Origin of the sequence: Campylobacter sp. RKI_CA19_01128 (assembly GCF_025771175.1) — a bacterium.
Lineage (GTDB): Bacteria > Campylobacterota > Campylobacteria > Campylobacterales > Campylobacteraceae > Campylobacter_D.
In genome coordinates, this window is the sequence record NZ_JAKMPU010000008.1 from 56,371 (window position 1) to 72,517 (window position 16,147).

The 16,147-nt window shown below is 29.7% G+C and carries 18 protein-coding genes; 14 read left to right on the plus strand and 4 right to left on the minus strand.

Going from position 1 to position 16,147, the window contains the following annotated elements; all coding sequences use genetic code 11:
- Nucleotides 1-1,827, plus strand: a complete 1,827-nt coding sequence (gene mrdA, locus L8U98_RS06270; RefSeq protein WP_263702899.1) for a penicillin-binding protein 2 — start codon at nt 1-3, stop codon at nt 1,825-1,827.
- Here the strand turns inward: mrdA and queA are convergent.
- The 3 genes from queA to tatB are packed head-to-tail and all read right to left on the minus strand — an operon-like array spanning nt 1,820 to nt 3,970.
- A complete protein-coding gene (gene queA, locus L8U98_RS06275) occupies nt 1,820-2,848 on the minus strand; it encodes a tRNA preQ1(34) S-adenosylmethionine ribosyltransferase-isomerase QueA (protein ID WP_263725257.1) in 1,029 nt (342 codons plus the stop codon). The two genes, mrdA and queA, sit on opposite strands and share 8 nt — an antisense overlap.
- Nucleotides 2,835-3,575 carry a twin-arginine translocase subunit TatC gene (gene tatC, locus L8U98_RS06280; RefSeq protein ID WP_039628251.1) on the minus strand — a complete coding sequence of 247 codons (741 nt, stop codon included), beginning with the start codon at nt 3,573-3,575 and terminating at the stop codon, nt 2,835-2,837. Before tatC ends, queA begins: the two co-directional genes overlap by 14 nt.
- A 2-nt stretch (nt 3,576-3,577) precedes the next feature.
- Entirely contained in the window at nt 3,578-3,970 is a 393-nt protein-coding gene (gene tatB, locus L8U98_RS06285; RefSeq protein WP_039618091.1) for a Sec-independent protein translocase protein TatB, read from the minus strand.
- Nucleotides 3,971-4,120: 150 nt separating this feature from the next.
- Here tatB and L8U98_RS06290 point away from each other — a divergent pair, with 150 nt between their 5' ends.
- Both L8U98_RS06290 and L8U98_RS06295 read left to right on the plus strand, forming a co-directional pair.
- Nucleotides 4,121-5,095: a permease gene (locus tag L8U98_RS06290; RefSeq protein ID WP_263725256.1), complete on the plus strand. Its 975-nt coding sequence runs from the start codon at nt 4,121-4,123 to the stop codon at nt 5,093-5,095.
- Nucleotides 5,096-5,103: 8 nt separating this feature from the next.
- Nucleotides 5,104-5,421, plus strand: coding sequence for an ArsR/SmtB family transcription factor (locus tag L8U98_RS06295; protein WP_263664131.1), 318 nt, complete (start codon nt 5,104-5,106; stop codon nt 5,419-5,421).
- Here L8U98_RS06295 and hemW read toward each other — a convergent pair.
- Nucleotides 5,418-6,467, minus strand: a complete 1,050-nt coding sequence (gene hemW, locus L8U98_RS06300; protein WP_263725255.1) for a radical SAM family heme chaperone HemW — start codon at nt 6,465-6,467, stop codon at nt 5,418-5,420. The genes L8U98_RS06295 and hemW overlap by 4 nt on opposite strands.
- A gap of 80 nt (nt 6,468-6,547) precedes the next feature.
- On the opposite strand from hemW, the gene L8U98_RS06305 reads away from it, so the two are divergent.
- The 11 genes from L8U98_RS06305 to L8U98_RS06355 all read left to right on the plus strand — a co-directional run bounded on the left by L8U98_RS06305 (nt 6,548) and on the right by L8U98_RS06355 (nt 16,094).
- Nucleotides 6,548-7,018: an RNA pyrophosphohydrolase gene (locus L8U98_RS06305; protein ID WP_263707144.1), complete on the plus strand. Its 471-nt coding sequence runs from the start codon at nt 6,548-6,550 to the stop codon at nt 7,016-7,018.
- Nucleotides 7,018-8,220, plus strand: coding sequence for an aspartate kinase (locus L8U98_RS06310; protein ID WP_263725254.1), 1,203 nt, complete (start codon nt 7,018-7,020; stop codon nt 8,218-8,220). The genes L8U98_RS06305 and L8U98_RS06310 overlap by 1 nt, the downstream gene beginning before the upstream one ends.
- On the plus strand, nt 8,221-8,757 hold the full coding sequence (locus tag L8U98_RS06315) for a HobA family DNA replication regulator (protein WP_263683147.1): 537 nt from the start codon (nt 8,221-8,223) through the stop codon (nt 8,755-8,757).
- Between the two features lie 41 nt (nt 8,758-8,798).
- A complete protein-coding gene (locus tag L8U98_RS06320; RefSeq protein WP_263725290.1) occupies nt 8,799-9,410 on the plus strand; it encodes a DNA polymerase III subunit delta' in 612 nt (203 codons plus the stop codon).
- Complete coding sequence (gene folP, locus L8U98_RS06325) at nt 9,397-10,539, plus strand: dihydropteroate synthase (RefSeq protein ID WP_263725253.1); 1,143 nt, start codon at nt 9,397-9,399, stop codon at nt 10,537-10,539. Before L8U98_RS06320 ends, folP begins: the two co-directional genes overlap by 14 nt.
- Before the next feature lie 2 nt (nt 10,540-10,541).
- A complete protein-coding gene (ligA, locus tag L8U98_RS06330) occupies nt 10,542-12,497 on the plus strand; it encodes an NAD-dependent DNA ligase LigA (protein ID WP_263725252.1) in 1,956 nt (651 codons plus the stop codon).
- Complete coding sequence (locus tag L8U98_RS06335; protein ID WP_263725251.1) at nt 12,487-13,209, plus strand: TlyA family RNA methyltransferase; 723 nt, start codon at nt 12,487-12,489, stop codon at nt 13,207-13,209. Before ligA ends, L8U98_RS06335 begins: the two co-directional genes overlap by 11 nt.
- Nucleotides 13,175-14,026 (plus strand): bifunctional riboflavin kinase/FAD synthetase, encoded by an 852-nt coding sequence (locus L8U98_RS06340; RefSeq protein WP_263725250.1) that lies wholly within the window; start codon nt 13,175-13,177, stop codon nt 14,024-14,026. The genes L8U98_RS06335 and L8U98_RS06340 overlap by 35 nt, the downstream gene beginning before the upstream one ends.
- Nucleotides 14,016-14,720: a carboxy-S-adenosyl-L-methionine synthase CmoA gene (cmoA, locus tag L8U98_RS06345; RefSeq protein WP_263683142.1), complete on the plus strand. Its 705-nt coding sequence runs from the start codon at nt 14,016-14,018 to the stop codon at nt 14,718-14,720. The genes L8U98_RS06340 and cmoA overlap by 11 nt, the downstream gene beginning before the upstream one ends.
- 184 nt (nt 14,721-14,904) lie before the next feature.
- Complete coding sequence (locus tag L8U98_RS06350; RefSeq protein ID WP_263664140.1) at nt 14,905-15,495, plus strand: bacteriohemerythrin; 591 nt, start codon at nt 14,905-14,907, stop codon at nt 15,493-15,495.
- Between the two features lie 8 nt (nt 15,496-15,503).
- Entirely contained in the window at nt 15,504-16,094 is a 591-nt protein-coding gene (locus tag L8U98_RS06355; RefSeq protein WP_263702882.1) for a bacteriohemerythrin, read from the plus strand.
- The last annotated feature ends 53 nt before the right edge of the window (nt 16,095-16,147 follow it).

The window sequence follows — 16,147 nt, forward strand, 5'->3', positions numbered from 1 at the left end:
ATGCGCATGCGTTTGGTAATGGGATTTATAGCTTGTTTTTTCTTGCTTTTGCTTGCTAGGGTGTATTATATAAGTATTAAATCTAATGTTTATTATGAAGAAATAGCTAAACAAAATGCCATTAAAACGCAATTTTTAGCACCTGTTAGAGGACAAATTTTAGATATAAAGGGTAGACCCTTAGCGGTAAATAAATTAGGTTTTTCGATCTCTATAAAGCCATATTTGCATATAAAAAAGAAAAACAGAGCTCTTTTAGAGCAAGAATTACAAGCTATAGTAGGAGCCTTTCCGGATTTAAATGCTACTAAGCTCAAAAGAACTTATATAAAAGCAGATTCTTATTATAACCAAGATTATATAGAAGTGGTTCCATTTGTAGAATATGATGCGATGATTAAGCATTTTACTAAGCTTAATTTGCGCGAAAACATGCAAGTTAAATCTACTACTCAAAGATTTTATCCTTATGATGCTTTAGCTAGCCATGTTATAGGTTATGTTGGAAAAGCAAATTTAAATGATATGAATGAAAATGAAATTGCAAGATTGACTAGCTATGTAGGGCGTAGTGGCATAGAGCGTTCTTATAATGATATTTTACAAGGTCAAAAGGGTGAAAAGGTTAGCAAGGTAAATGCATTAAATAAAGAAATAGAAGAACTTTCTTATAAAAAACCTACTTCAAGCAATATCACTTTAAGCATAGATCTTGACTTGCAAGAATACTTAGCCAGTATTTTTGAAAATTTAGCAGGTGCAGCTATAGTAATGGATGTAAAAAGCGGAGCTATTTTGGCAGCGGGTAGTTTTCCTGAGTATAATCTTAATCCATTTGTTACGGGTATTAGCCAAGAAGAATGGGATAAGCTTTCTAATGATTTAAATCATCCTTTTACTAATAAACTTATTAACGGTCTTTATCCTCCAGGTTCAGTTATAAAAATGGGTACAGCTTTGGCCTTTTTAGATAGTGGAAAAGTAAGTGAAAATCATAAATATTTGTGTGATTCTAACTTTGAGCTTGGCGGTAGAAAATTTAGATGTTGGAAGGCTATAGGTCATGGTTATGTAGATATGACAGATGCTATTAGGGAAAGTTGTGATGTGTATTTTTATAAAGGTGCTTTAGAGGTTGGTATTGACATTATTAGTTCTGTTTTTGAAAGAATAGGTTTTGGTGTAAAAACAGGAGTGGATTTACCTAATGAATTTATAGGAACAGTACCTAATAGAATATGGAAAAAAGAAAAATACAACCAACCATGGTATCAAGGTGAAACTTTAAATACAAGCATAGGACAAGGTGATTTTCTTGCTACTCCTATGCAAGTGGCTAAATTTACAGCTATGATTGCTACGGCTAAAAATATCACACCGCATTTTTTACATAGCGTTGATGATAATGTTACTAAGATAAATTTTGATAATAATGAAAGTGTTTTTACGACTTTTGAACTATCAAAACTTCCACTTTTAAGGCGTGCTATGTATGAAGTTGCTAATGAAGACGGTGGAACTACGGCAAGATTTTTAAGAAATTCACCTATTACCATAGCAGCCAAAACAGGAACAGCACAAGTAGTTGGAATTTCTCAAAGCGAAAAAAAGCGTATTAAAGAAGAGGATTTAGAATATTTTTTAAGATCTCATGCTTGGATTACTTCTTATGCACCTTATGAAAAACCACAATATGTAGTAGTGGTTTTAATCGAACACGGAAAAAGCGGTAGTAGTACAGGAGGGCCTATACTGGCTAAAATTTATCAAAAACTTATAGATTTAGGCTATATTGATAAAAAATATATCAAGAAAAAGACTAAATAATTAGCATTCCATCGCCATAAGAATAAAAGCGATAGTTATTTTTTATAGCTTCATGGTAAAGCTCTAAGGTTTTTTCTCTACCTATAAATGCTGCTACAAGCATAATTAAAGTTGATTTTGGTAAGTGAAAATTAGTAAGTAAATAATCAAGTCTTTGCGGGGTGTTTTGTGGGTGTAAAAACAAATCACAAAAACCTTCTTTTATTTTTTTTCTATGATAATACTCTATACAACGAGTAACAGTGGTACCAACGCCTAGTATTTTCTTAGAAGAATCAATCAAAGCACAAGTTTCATCATCAATATGAAAAAATTCTGAATGCATTTTATGATCACGTATATCTTCACATTCTACACCTTTAAAAGTTCCTGCACCAACGTGTAGTGTGATAGTATGGATATTATGATTTTTTTTAAGTTCATTGATCATTGCTTCATCAAAGTGTAAGCTCGCAGTAGGTGCAGCAACTGCGCCTTGATTTTTAGCAAAAATGCTTTGATAGTTAATGCTATCTTGTGCTTCATCTGCTCTTTTTATATAAGGTGGTAAAGGTATATGACCTATTTTTTCTAAAATTTCAAAAACTTCATGATGACTAAGCTCTTTTTCATCATTAAAAAATTCTACTTCTCTTGTGCCATCATTGTGCAATTTTTTGATTTTAGCTTTTAAAGAATTTTCAAAATATAAAATTTGTCCTTCTTTAATCTTACCCCGAATTTGCACTAAAAAATCATTATTTTTTAAAGGATGATTGATAAAAAGTTCTATTTTGCTACCACTTTCTTTGTTTCCATAAATTCTTGCTTTGATGACTTTGGTATCATTAAAGATGATTTCACAAGGTGGTAAAATTCTAGCTAAGTCTTTAAAATGTAAATGTAAAATTTGATCTTTACATCTTTCATATACTAAAAGCTTGGCATTTTCTTTGGGTAAAATAGGAAAATTTGCTATAAGTTCATTTGGTAAATCATAATCATAACTAGAAAGCAAAAGATCTTTATCAATCATTTTCATCATCTTCTTTTTGACTAGGATTAACTTTTTTAGCTATATAAATAGAAATCCCATAAAGCCCACACAAAGGCACAGCCATTAAAAATTGTGATATAACATCAGGTGGTGTCATCATAGCTGAGAAAACAAAAATCACTAAAACTGAAACTCTAAAATGTTTTTTCAAAAAAGTATCATCAATCAGTCCAAGTTTAGCAAAGAAAAAGGTTATTACAGGCATTTCAAAAGCTAAACCAAAAGCAATTACTAATTTAGTAAAAAAGCCTACATACAAACCTATGCTAATTAAAGGCTTAAAATCTTGGGTTTGCACCCCAAAATCAATCAAAAATTTAAAAGCCAAAGGTATAACTATATAATAACAAAACAAAGCACCAAGCGCAAACATAATGCTAGCAAAGCTTACAAAAGGCACTACTAATCTTTTTTCATTATCATAAAGTCCAGGTGCTACAAATTTCCAAAACTGCCAAAAAATAACCGGTAAAGAAATCAAAAAAGCTGTAAAAAACGAAACCTTCATCGCAGTAAATAAAGGCTCTTGTAGCTCAACGAAGGTCATTTGTCTTGAAATTTCAGGTAAGGCTGCTTCAACAGGCGCTTTTAATATGTCTATGATATAGTTATTAAAACTAAAACATACAAAAAACATCACAACAACACAAGCAACACTTATAAATAATCTTTTTCTAAGTTCTACTAAATGCGGTTTTAATTCTTCAAACATTCTTAGCTTTCCATTTTCTGAGTATTTTTTTCATCTTTTTGAATTTTTTCTTCAAGATTAGAAAGTTCTTGTATATCCTTTTCTAAATCATTAATTTCACTTTTTAATTCTTTGGTATTATTTAAAATATCTTCTTTGAGTTGATCAAATTCTTCAAAACTTAGTTTTTTTCTGATATTTTCATTAGTTTGTGAGAATTCATCTTTGTATTTTTGTGCTTCATCTTTTAATTCTGCTATTTTTAGTTCTTTATTAATACTTGCTTTTGCTTCATCGATATTGCTTTTAATGGCTTTTAAAATTTTTGCAATTTCAACTATGGTTGAAGGTAATTTTTCAGGCCCAAGCACTAAAATAGCTACAACTAAAATAACTAAAATTTCACCAAAACTCATTATTTTATCTTCTTTCATTTGAATATATGGTTTACATTTTACATAAAAATACTTAAAAATATTATTACTTTTATCATATTAATATATAAAGATATCTTGATATATTAATATATTTTTGTTATATTGAATTAAAAATAAAAAAGGAAAAGCATGGAGAAATTAGTTTTTATTTTAAAAGATTTTCTTATTTTATTTATAGAAATATCTGTTTTGTTTATTTTAGTTAGTATGCTTATTGCTTATTTAAATGAGCGCTATGCCAAATTTTTTAATGAGCATTTAAAGAAAGATTCTTTTGCAAGCTATATAAAAGCCATACTTTTGGGTTGTTTAACTCCATTTTGCTCATGTTCAAGCATACCGCTTTTAAACGCATTTTTAAAAGCTAAAGTCCCACTTGGGGTATGCATAGCTTATTTAATCACCTCGCCTTTAATTAATCCTATTATAGTAGTGATGTTTATGGTGAGTTTTGGCTTAAAAATATCTTTATTTTATGTGGTATTTTTATTTTGTGTGATTTTATTTATTGCTTTTTGTGTTTCTAAAATAAACACTCAAGGATTTTTTAATGAAGATTTTTTAAAAAATGATTTAGAGCAAAAGTCACGTTGTTCTAATAATACTTTTCAAAGCTCATGTTGTCAAAAGCCTAGCTTGGTTTTTGCTAAAAATTCTAAAACAAGTAAAATTTTAAATTTTAAAAACAAAGCTAAAGAAAGTAAAATCAAAATATTATTTTCACAAAGTTTTAAAGAGTATAAAAAAATTTTACCTTATATTGTTATAGGTATGGCTATAGGGGCTGTTATACATGGTGCTTTTCCACAAGATTTTTTCCAAAATTATATGAAAAATTATGGAGTTTTGGGCGTATTTATAGCAGCTTTTATAGGAGTTTTACTTTATATGAATTGTACAGCTATGATACCTGTAGCACTAGCTTTAACTACCAGTGGAATTCCACTTGGTATAATGATGAGTTTTTTAATAGCAGGAGCAGGGTGTTCTTTGCCTGAGCTTATTTTGCTTAAAAGAATTTTCAAAACAAGCTTTTTGATTTTATTTGCAAGTATGATTGTTGCTATTGCGATTAGTTTTGGTCTTTTAATGTTTTTTATATAAGGATTTTTATGCAAGAGTTTTTAAAAATAACAAGTGCGGTTAATGATGAAAGCAGGATTTTAATCCTAGCTTTCTTGCAAAAATACGGAAAGCTTTGTGTGTGTGATTTGCAAAGCTCTTTAAATATGAGTCAATCAAGGCTTTCAAGACATTTAAAAATTTTAAAAGAAGCTAATTTTTTAGAAGTAGATAGACAAGGTGTTTGGGCGTATTATGGAGTAAAAGAAAATTTAAATAATTTTTGTAATGATATATTAAAAAACATCAATGAACTTTCCATAAAGCTTCCTGAGCTTAAAAGGTTTTCTTGTGAATGCAAAGCTTAAGTGCTAATATACAAAGCCAACTCATCGCTTAAAAGGTAGTTAGTATTATAAAAAATTCCATTTTTATAAACTAGCTTTCCTTTTTTACTAAGAAACATCGCTTTTTCTTTTTCTAAAGGTTCTAGCTTTGTTTCATCCACTCCTATAATACTTCTAAGTCCTAAGAAAATATTCTCTAAGCGTAAATCTTTTGAATTTAAATTTTCAATCTCTCTAAAACAAGGATTTGTTATATAATCTTTTAAACTTTTTTTAGTATAAAATCTTTGATTTTTTAAAAATCCCACCGCACTTAAACCACAACCTATATAGTCTTTTCCTTGCCAGTATGCAAGATTGTGTTTACAAATTTGTCCAAAATTGCTGATTTCATATTGTTTATAGCCAAGGATTTCAATTGCTTTAATAAAATGCTTTGCAAGGCGCGGTGCATTTTTTTTAAAATGAAATTTTTTAGCAAATCTTGTTTTTTCTTCTATGGTTAGATTATAAGCACTCACATGGTTAATATCAAGCAGAGTAAGTTTGGAAATTTCATAATCAAGCATTTTTTTATCATCAAGTTTTGTATCGTAAATTAAGTCTAGATTGATATTATTAAATCCTGCTTTTTTTGCATTTTCTATACTAGTAAAAATACTTTTTTGATCATGAATACGCCCAAGAAATTGTAATTTTTTTTCATGAAAACTTTGCACTCCAAAAGAAATACGATTAAAACCTAAATTTTTTATCTCTTTAAGCCAAGAAAAATTACTCGAGTTGGGGTTTGCTTCTATACTAATTTCACTATCTTTTTGTAAATAACTTTGTATAAAAATAAATATTTTTTCATAAAAACTAGCATCCATTAAACTAGGCGTTCCACCACCTATAAAAACAGTCTTTATGGAATTTTTATCAAGTTTGAAAAAATTTAGTTGATATTTTATATCTTGCGTTAAAGCATTTAAATAATCTTTTTCAAAGTCCTTTTTCTTAAGTGAAGTAAAAGAACAATAAAAACACTTGCTTTCACAAAATGGTATATGTATGTATAAATGCATAAAACTTCTTTAAAATGTGATTATAAATTCGTATTTTTTTGTTAGAATTATATTATTAAAAAGTCAAGGATAAGAAAATCATGGAAAAAGAAAAAAAATATAGGCCAAATGTAGCCGCTGTTGTACTATCATCAGCTTATCCTTTTGAATGTAAAATTTTACTTGCTAAACGCAATGATATGGAAGATATATGGCAATTTCCTCAAGGTGGTATAGATGAGGAAGAAGAAGTTAAAAGTGCATTATTTAGAGAGTTAAAAGAAGAAATAGGCACAGATGAGGTTGAAATTTTAGCTGAATATCCTGAGTGGATTAATTATGATTTTCCAGCTAAGGTTGCACAAAAAATGTATCCTTATGATGGTCAAAGCCAAAAATATTTTTTAGTTAGATTGAAAAATAAAGCTATCATTAATCTAAACACTAAAAATCCTGAATTTGATGCTTATAAATTTGCTTCATTAGAAGATGTTTATGATATGATTAACCATTTTAAAAAACCTATATATGTTAGGGTTTTAAAATATTTTAAAGAAAGGGGGTATATTTAATGCTGGTCGTACAAAAATATGGGGGAACAAGTGTAGGAACGCTTGAGCGTATTGATGAAGTTGCTAAAAGAGTAGCAAAAAGTAAAAAAACTTGTGATAAGTTAGTTATAGTAGTTTCAGCGATGAGTGGGGTTACTAACGAGCTTATTGATTTTGCTCACCATTTTAGTAAAAATCCTTCAGGTCGTGAGATGGATATGCTTTTAAGCAGTGGTGAACGCGTGACTTCATCTTTGCTTGCTATTGCATTAAATGAAATGGGTTTAAAAGCTACTGCATTTTCCGGACGCAATGCAGGAATTATCACAGATGATGTTTATACTAAAGCAAGAATAGAACACATTGATACTACAAATATTAACAAAGCCTTAGATGAGGGATATATCGTAGTAGTTGCTGGCTTTCAAGGTATTGACAAAATGGGTAATGTTACTACTTTGGGGCGTGGTGGAAGTGACTTAAGTGCGGTAGCACTAGCGGGAGCTTTAAATGCTGATTTATGTGAAATTTATACTGATGTAGATGGGGTATATACTACCGATCCTAGAATTGAGCCAAAGGCTAAAAAGCTAGATAAAATTTCTTATGAAGAAATGCTAGAGCTTGCAAGTTTAGGAGCTAAGGTTTTACAAAATCGCTCTGTAGAACTTGCTAAAAAATTAAATGTAAAATTAGTTACTAGAAGTAGCTTTAATGAAAATGAAGGTACGATCATTACTAAGGAGGAAAATATGGAACAAGCTTTGGTTAGTGGTATAGCACTAGATAAAAACCAAGCAAGGGTTACTTTAAGAAATATCGATGATAAGCCAGGTATTGCTGCTGAAATTTTTGGGACTTTAGCAAATGAAAATATCAATGTAGATATGATTATCCAAAATGTAGGTTTAGATGGAGCTACAAATTTAGGTTTTACTGTGCCTGAAAATGAACTTGATTTAGCAACTAATGCTATGAAAAAAGTTTTAGGTGCTAATGCTAATATAGAAACAGATAGTGCTGTGGTAAAAGTTTCAGTTGTGGGTGTGGGTATGAAATCACATTCTGGAGTAGCTTCGGCAGCTTTTAAAGCATTAGCAAATGAAAATATCAACATACAAATGATTTCTACAAGTGAAATTAAAATTTCAGTTATCGTGCATGAAAAATATGGCGAATTAGCTGTAAGAGTATTACATGAAGTTTATAAACTAGATATATAAATGAGCAATAGTTTTTTAAAATTTACCCTAGAGCAAATCCGAGAAAATGGTACTTATACAAGTTGGTTAGAAGAAAGGCGTCTTGAGTGGTCGCCTTTGATCGCTTCTAAGTTAGCTTTGCTTTTGCAAGGTTATACTTTTATTGTGATTACTGATGATCAAAGAACGTGGTTTGAAGAGTATTTTTTAGGCCAAATTAACGCTAGTTCCACAAGACCTTTAGTGCCTTTTGTGTCTTTAAAAGGAATTTATAATAAAACTTGTAATACCCAAGAAGATATAGATTTGTTAAATGATCTTTTAAGTATTTCTTTTCCTAATGGCTATGCCTTTTTTTATATAGGAACTAATACAGGTTTTAAATTTAAAATCGCTAATTCCAAAGCTGAAAGTATGCTTTGGCTTTTTGATGAGCAGTTGCAAAATAGCTTTTACCTTTCTTCGCGTGATAAGGAATTAGACTATAAACTCATTTCTTTATATAAAGTATTTGAGCAAAGCTTAGAGGCTGTGCTTTTTTCTAAGGTAGAAATTTGAATCTAAGAAATAAAATCATTATCCATAATGATTTTGAGCTAATGCAAGAAAAGCTCACAGAAGAATATGGAGCAAAAAATCTTAAATTTTTCATACCCAAAAATCCTGACTTAGAATTAAGACTAAATGACTTAACTTATGACAAAAACGGCCAAGCAACCGCAAAAGCTATTATGAATGAAAGTTATATAGCTGAAGCACAAGCTAAAATCATTGTTATACTAGCTAAGTCTTTTCGTGAAGAAGCGCAAAATTTTTTGCTAAAACTTTTTGAAGAGCCACCAAAAAATGTATATTTTATCATCGTAGCTCCTTCAAAAAATGTTTTTTTACCTACTATACTTTCAAGATTTATCATAGAAAAACATAAAATTCAAAAAGAAAAGATGTCTTTAAATTTAGATCTTAAAAAAATGGATCTAGCTCAAATTGCTTCATTATTGAAACAATATGAAAATATAGATAAACATGAGTGTTTAGAGTTAATTAGCGCTTTAAGCCATGAATGTTTTAAACAAGATATAAAATTAAACGATGAAGAAATTGAATTTTTTTACAAAGCTTATGAGTTAGCTAAATTAAATGCAAAGCCAACTATTTTACTAAGCACCATAGCTTTAATTTTACACGAGAGAAAAAATGAAAATCATTAAAATCAATCCCAACACAGACTTTGAGCAAATTTCTAAATATATAAAGCCACATAAAGCAGGCGAGAAAATTATGAGTGAAAAAACTCAAATTCATTTTTTTCTTATCAAAGAATTAAGAGCACCTGCTGCAAATATACTCAAACAAGATGCGCTAAGGGTTGGAGCTGAGCTTGTAACACATAAAGAAGTTATACTAGGCAAAGAACATACCAATGCCTTGCTTATGGTAACACAAGATCAAACTAAAAAGCTTATAGAAAAAGAAAAACTACAAGATTTTAAACTTAAAAATTTAGCACTATTTTTAAAGTCTAATTTCGCTAAACCCAAACACGCAAAAATTATGGGTGTGATTAATATTAATGAAGATAGTTTTAATGCTCAAAGTAGGGTTAAAGAAAATGAAGTTTTAGAAAAAATCGAACTCATGATTTCTCAAGGGGCTGATTATATAGATATAGGTGGGGTTTCTTCAAGACCTGGTAGTGTGTATTGTGGGCAAGAAGAAGAGTTTAAGCGTTTAAAAAATACCTTAGATTTGATCTATAAAGAAAAACTTTATGAAAAATGTATTTTTAGCTTAGATAGCTTTGATGAGTATTGTTTAGAATATGCTTTAAATAAAGGCTTTAAGCTTATTAATGATATTACCGGTTTTAAAAATGAAAATTTAGCCAAACTAGCTTTAAAATATAAAGCTACTTACACACTCATGCATATACAAAATACTCCACAAAATATGCAAGATAACCCGCATTATGAAGATGTATTAGCTGAGCTTGATGATTTTTTTGCGCAAAAACTAAAAAGGCTAAGTGAGCTTGGTTTAGAAGATGTGATTTTAGATGTTGGTATTGGTTTTGGTAAAAGTCCTTGGCATAATATGATGTTAATCAAGCATTTAGAGCATTTTTTACGCTTTGAAAAAGAACTTTTAATCGGAGCTAGTAGAAAAAGTATGATAAATGCTTATTTTAGCTCAAGTGTTGAGCAAAGACTAGCGGGTACGCTTTATTTGCATTTAGAGGCTTTTAAAAATGGAGCAAGTATTATAAGAGTGCATGATGTATATGAACATAAACAAATGTTTGAACTTGCAAAAGCTATGGATGAACTTTCTTTGGAGTAATGATGACTTATCAAGAGTATTTAGAAAAGGTAAAATTAGCAAAAGAATGGATGAGGGCTTATTATGAAGATGATGAGCCTTTAGCAAGCGATGAAGAATATGATAAACTTATAAGAGAGTTAAAAGCATTTGAAACGCTTCATCAAGAAAAGATTTCTAAAGACTCTCCTACGCAAAATATCGCCCCAACTATACAAAGTGAGTTTCATAAACTTGCACATAGTGCAAAAATGTGGTCTATGGAAGATGTTTTTGATGAAGCTGAACTTAGAGCTTGGGCAAAAAGAGCTAAATGTGAGTTTGATTTTTTCATAGAACCTAAATTTGATGGAGCAAGTTTAAATCTTACTTATGAAAATGGTATTTTAATCAGCGGTGCTACAAGAGGCGATGGGGAAGTAGGCGAGGATATTACTTTAAATGTAAAAGAGATATCCAATATACCTCAAAAAATTCCTTATAAAGACAAGATAGAAATTCGTGGCGAAGTAGTGATTTTAAAAGAAGATTTTGAAAAAATCAATGAAAAAAGAGCCAAAGATGGCTTAAGTTTATTTGCAAACCCACGTAATGCAGCAAGTGGTTCGCTAAGACAGCTTGATACAAGCATTACAAAAGAAAGAAATTTAAAATTTTATCCTTGGGGAGTGGGGGAGAATTCTTTAGAGTTTAAGAAACACTCTGAAGTGATGGAGTTTGTAAGAAGTCTTGGCTTTTTAAAAGATGATTTTGCTTTTTGTGTGAAAACTTTAGATGAGGTTTTAGAAAAATACCATGAACTTTTAGAAAAAAGAGATCAAAAGCCTATGATGATGGATGGTATGGTTGTAAGGATAGATGATTTAGCTCATTGTAAGCTTTTGGGTTATACCGTGAAATTTCCAAAATTTATGGCTGCGTTTAAATTTCCTGCTTTGGAAAAAACTACAACCTTACTCGGGGTTAATTTACAAGTTGGAAGAAGCGGGGTGATTACTCCTGTGGCGGTTTTAGAGCCTGTAAATTTAGACGGGGTTATAGTAAAGTCTGCAACCTTGCATAATTTTGATGAGATAGCTAGACTTGGAGTGATGATAGGCGATAGTGTAAGTGTGATAAGAAGTGGCGATGTCATACCTAAAATCACTAAAGTTTTTACCCAAAGGCGTGATGGTTTAGAAAGTAAGATTGCTAAACCAACTCTTTGTCCTGAGTGTTTTAGTGAGCTTTTAGATGAGGGTGCTTTTTTAAAATGTCAAAACCTAGACTGCAAAGCAAGACTTGTAAATTCTATTATACATTTTGTATCCAAAAAGTGTTTAAATATAGACGGCCTTGGAGAAAATATCGTAGAACTTTTATTTAAAGAAGGAAAAATCACTAATATAGAAAGCATATTTTTCTTAAAATATAGTGATTTTGAAGGTTTAGAAGGCTTTAAAGAGAAAAAAATCAACAATCTTCTAAGCGCTATTGAAAATGCAAAAAAATGCCCTTTATCAAGGTTTATCACTGCTTTGGGTATAGAACATATCGGAGAAGTAGCAGCTAAAAAGCTAGCACAATCTTTTGGCTTTGAATGGTTTATACAAAGCTATGAAGCTTATGCAAATTTAGAAGGCTTTGGCGAGCAAATGGCTAAAAGCTTAGAAGAATTTACCCATGTCAATGCAAATCGCATTAAGCATTTTTATGAAATTTTGCATTTAGAGGATGAGAAAAAAGAGCTTATTATAAATGAAAATATTTCTAATAAAACCTTTGTTATCACAGGAACTTTAAGCAAATCACGCGATCATTTTAAAGAGCTAATCGAAAGCTTTGGAGCAAAGGTAAACTCAAGTGTGTCTAAAAAAACGGACTTTGTATTATACGGAAGCGAAGCAGGCTCAAAGCTTGAAAAGGCTCAAAGTTTAGGGGTTAGATGTATTAATGAGGCTGAGTTTAATGCTCTTTTAGGCGGTGATGATGAGGTTTGATGTCTTTGTAAGTGCAAAGTTGAATATTTCTCGTAATAAAGCTTGTGAGCTTATAGAAAACAAGCAAATTTTACTCAATGATGAGTTTAAAAAAACCTCTTTTAAAATCACATCTCAAAGCCCCTTAGAAGATGAGAGTTTAAAACTAACGCTTTTAGAAGAGCTTTTTGTAAGTAGAGCTGCTTTTAAACTCAAGCATTTTCTACAAGATCATGCATTTACTATAAAAGATAAAATTTGTTTAGATATAGGCTCATCGACTGGAGGTTTTGTGCAAATTTTACATCAAAACAAGGCTAAACATATCACAGCTTTGGATGTAGGTTCTAACCAACTTCATGAGAGCTTAAGAAATTTAGAAAATATCCAAATTTGCGAAAACACCGATTTGCGTGAGTTTAAAAGTGAAATTTTATATGATGTTATCACTTGTGATGTGAGTTTTATATCTTTAACACATTTAATTTTTCATATAGATAAACTTGCTAAAGATCTTATCATTTTACTTTTTAAACCTCAATTTGAAGTAGGTAAAAATGCTAAGCGTGATAAAAACGGAGTAGTAAAAGATATCAAAGCCATTAAAACTGCTAAAGAAAGCTTTGAAAAAGCCTGTGCAAAGCTTGGTTGGATTTTACAAGTAAGTCAAGAGTCACACTTAAAAGGAAAAGAAGGTAATGTTGAGTTTTTCTACGCCTATAGAAAAAACTAAAATCACGAGCTTAGCCATAGGGCGTTTTGATGGTATGCATTTGGGGCATTATGAGCTTTTTAAGCATTTAGATGAAAATGGAGCTTTATTTATCATCACTAAAGAGGAAAAAGAAGCCTTAACACCTAAGGATTTTAGAGTAAATTTGGTTGATTTTCCTTTGATTTTTTGTGATTTTGAAAAAATCAAAAATTACAAAGGAGAGGATTTTTTAAAGCTTTTAAAGCAAGAATTTCCCAAACTAGAAAAAATCATCGTAGGTTATGATTTTAAATTTGGTAAAGAAAGAAAATGTAGCGCCAAAGATATACAAAGCCTTTGTGGTATAAACACTATCATTGTAGATGAGTTTAAAATTCAAAACAAAAGCGTTCATACAAGTATGATTAAAACCTTACTTAAAGAAGCAAAAGTTAAGAAAGCTAAAAATTTCCTAGGTAGGTTTTATACTATACAGGCAAATATCATCAAAGGGCAAGGCATAGGTGCTAAAGAGCTTTTTGCAACTTTAAATTTATGCGTCAAAGACTTCTTTTTACCTAAAGATGGTGTATATGCGACTTTGGTAAAGATTGAAAATAAAAGTTATCATAGTGTAAGTTTTATAGGTATAAGATCTACTGATGAAAATTTTGCTTTAGAAACGCATATTTTAGATGAAAATTTCACAAACACAAATACAAAATCAGTGGAGTTAAGCTTTATTGACTATATAAGAGCTAATGAGAAATTCAATGATTTAGCCTTATTAAAAACACAAATTAGTAAAGATATTAACAAAGCAAAAGAAATTTTAGGAAAATTAAATGAAAGATGAAATTTTTAAAAAACCCTTAGAAAAACAATTTGAATTTGATAAAAGTGTAGCAAGTGTTTTTGATGATATGGTGTCAAGGTCCGTACCTTTTTATACGCAAAATTTAAAACTCATAGTCGAACTCATAGATCATTTTACACCGCAAAATGCAAGAATTTGTGATCTTGGTTGTTCTACGGCTAGTTTATTGCTTGCACTTTATGAAAAAAGAAAAGATTTTCTTTTAAGTGGGGTTGATGAGGCTAATGCTATGCTAGAGATTGCTAAAAGTAAATGCCAAGCCTTTGGAGCTAGGGTGGAATTTCATCAAAAAAATTTAGATGATTTTGAGTTTTTTAAAAATGATGTTTTCATCGCCACCTACACTTTGCAGTTTATCCGCCCACCCAAAAGACAAGAGTTAGTTGATAAAATCTATCAAAACCTAAATGAAAATGGTATATTTGTGCTTAGCGAAAAAATTCTTTATGAAGATGTCAAAATAGCTAAAAAAATGATACAAATTTATGAGCAGTATAAACTAGAGCAAGGTTATAGTAAGCTAGAAATTTCAAGCAAACGAGAAGCTTTGGAAAATGTTCTCATACCTTATACTCAAAATGAAAACATAGCCATGCTTAAAAAAGCAGGATTTTCTAAAGTAGAAAGTGTTTTTAAATGGGTAAATTTTGAAACATTCATAGCTTTTAAATAAAATATTTTCAATATAAAAGTTAAAAATATTAGCTTAAAAATTATATTTATAATTATAAATATCTTACAAATTAATTTTTCTACTATTGCAAACATTTATAATTTATTATATAATTTGGTTATTTTGTTATACTTATTTATGTTTATTTTTTGGTTGTATTTTTTTTATTAAAAAAAGGGCTTTTATGATTAAATGGTCGAAAGAATATAGCGTGCATAATAAAACCATTGATGAGCAGCATAAAGTTTTATTTGATATAGCCAAAAAGGCTTATCTTATAGCAGAAAATCATGCAAGTATTAGTGAAATCAAAAGTGTTTTGATTGAGCTTTTTGAGTATATTAAAACTCATTTTAAAGATGAGGAAGCTCATATGCAAAATATTGCTTATCCTGGATTAGAGCAACATAGAAAAATCCATCAAGAAATTACAACTTCATTAATCTCTTTAGTGAAAAACATTAAAACTGTAAATGATTTCAAAGAAAAACTTAATGTAATTACAGAAAAATGGCTTGTAGAACATATATTAAAAGAAGATATGAAATATCATAGATATGAAAAACAAAAACAACAAAAAACCGATGAGGTAGATTTTGATAAGGATGAAAATTTAACTGTAGAGCATTTTGTTGAAGAAACACCAAAATATGTTGTTTATATTTGTGGTTGTGTAAATGAAAAGCATAAAATCCCTCATCGTGTTCATTTACAAATTCTTAATGGTGTAAAATATAACTGCAAAGTTTGTAAAAAAAATATTCGCATTGCTTAGGATGTCTTATGGAAGCATTTCCAATATGGAATGAAAAATTCAGCATTGAAAATGCAGATATTGATTTGCAACATCAAACTCTTTTTGCTTTAGCAGAAAAAACCGCTAATCTTTTAAATAGACATATTTATAAAGCAGAAGTCAAGGAATTATTGGGTGATTTTTTTGATTATATGCGAACCCATTTTAAAGATGAAGAAGATTATATGTATTCTATAAATTATCCGTATTTATCAGAACACAAAGCAATGCATAAGAAAATTATCAAAGACATGAGTGTATTGCTTAGTGAATGTTCTAGTACAAATGATCTTAAAGAAAAGCTATATAAGATAGTTTCAGTATGGCTTTTAGAGCATATAGTAGAACATGACATGAGAATTAGTAAATTTAAAAAAAGTTTAGATAAAAAAGATTTAAATCAAAAACAGGTGCAAGAGAGCAGTGATAAATTTGAGTATATTTGCGCTTGTAAGGATATGATTCACAAGCTTGATTATGGTTTGCATATAAAAATTAAGTATTTAAATATTGCTTACAAATGTAAAAAATGTTCAAAAGAGCTAATTTTTAATTTTATGGATGAAAATTTAAGTTAAAAATATTTTTTGGTGTAAAATACTATAAATTAAGCTTTTGGATTGAATTTAAT

What these genes read in the sequence shown, in the direction of transcription:
- L8U98_RS06315 (WP_263683147.1), top strand. Translation starts at nt 8,221, where the DNA reads ATGAGCAATAGTTTTTTAAAATTTACCCTAGAGCAAATCCGAGAAAAT.
- hemW (WP_263725255.1), bottom strand. Translation starts at nt 6,467, where the DNA reads ATGCATTTATACATACATATACCATTTTGTGAAAGCAAGTGTTTTTAT.
- L8U98_RS06340 (WP_263725250.1), top strand. Translation starts at nt 13,175, where the DNA reads ATGTTGAGTTTTTCTACGCCTATAGAAAAAACTAAAATCACGAGCTTA.
- cmoA (WP_263683142.1), top strand. Translation starts at nt 14,016, where the DNA reads ATGAAAGATGAAATTTTTAAAAAACCCTTAGAAAAACAATTTGAATTT.
- L8U98_RS06320 (WP_263725290.1), top strand. Translation starts at nt 8,799, where the DNA reads ATGCAAGAAAAGCTCACAGAAGAATATGGAGCAAAAAATCTTAAATTT.
- L8U98_RS06290 (WP_263725256.1), top strand. Translation starts at nt 4,121, where the DNA reads ATGGAGAAATTAGTTTTTATTTTAAAAGATTTTCTTATTTTATTTATA.
- L8U98_RS06335 (WP_263725251.1), top strand. Translation starts at nt 12,487, where the DNA reads ATGAGGTTTGATGTCTTTGTAAGTGCAAAGTTGAATATTTCTCGTAAT.
- L8U98_RS06350 (WP_263664140.1), top strand. Translation starts at nt 14,905, where the DNA reads ATGATTAAATGGTCGAAAGAATATAGCGTGCATAATAAAACCATTGAT.
- tatC (WP_039628251.1), bottom strand. Translation starts at nt 3,575, where the DNA reads ATGTTTGAAGAATTAAAACCGCATTTAGTAGAACTTAGAAAAAGATTA.
- L8U98_RS06355 (WP_263702882.1), top strand. Translation starts at nt 15,504, where the DNA reads ATGGAAGCATTTCCAATATGGAATGAAAAATTCAGCATTGAAAATGCA.
- folP (WP_263725253.1), top strand. Translation starts at nt 9,397, where the DNA reads ATGAAAATCATTAAAATCAATCCCAACACAGACTTTGAGCAAATTTCT.
- tatB (WP_039618091.1), bottom strand. Translation starts at nt 3,970, where the DNA reads ATGAGTTTTGGTGAAATTTTAGTTATTTTAGTTGTAGCTATTTTAGTG.
- L8U98_RS06305 (WP_263707144.1), top strand. Translation starts at nt 6,548, where the DNA reads ATGGAAAAAGAAAAAAAATATAGGCCAAATGTAGCCGCTGTTGTACTA.
- ligA (WP_263725252.1), top strand. Translation starts at nt 10,542, where the DNA reads ATGACTTATCAAGAGTATTTAGAAAAGGTAAAATTAGCAAAAGAATGG.
- mrdA (WP_263702899.1), top strand. Translation starts at nt 1, where the DNA reads ATGCGCATGCGTTTGGTAATGGGATTTATAGCTTGTTTTTTCTTGCTT.
- L8U98_RS06295 (WP_263664131.1), top strand. Translation starts at nt 5,104, where the DNA reads ATGCAAGAGTTTTTAAAAATAACAAGTGCGGTTAATGATGAAAGCAGG.
- queA (WP_263725257.1), bottom strand. Translation starts at nt 2,848, where the DNA reads ATGAAAATGATTGATAAAGATCTTTTGCTTTCTAGTTATGATTATGAT.
- L8U98_RS06310 (WP_263725254.1), top strand. Translation starts at nt 7,018, where the DNA reads ATGCTGGTCGTACAAAAATATGGGGGAACAAGTGTAGGAACGCTTGAG.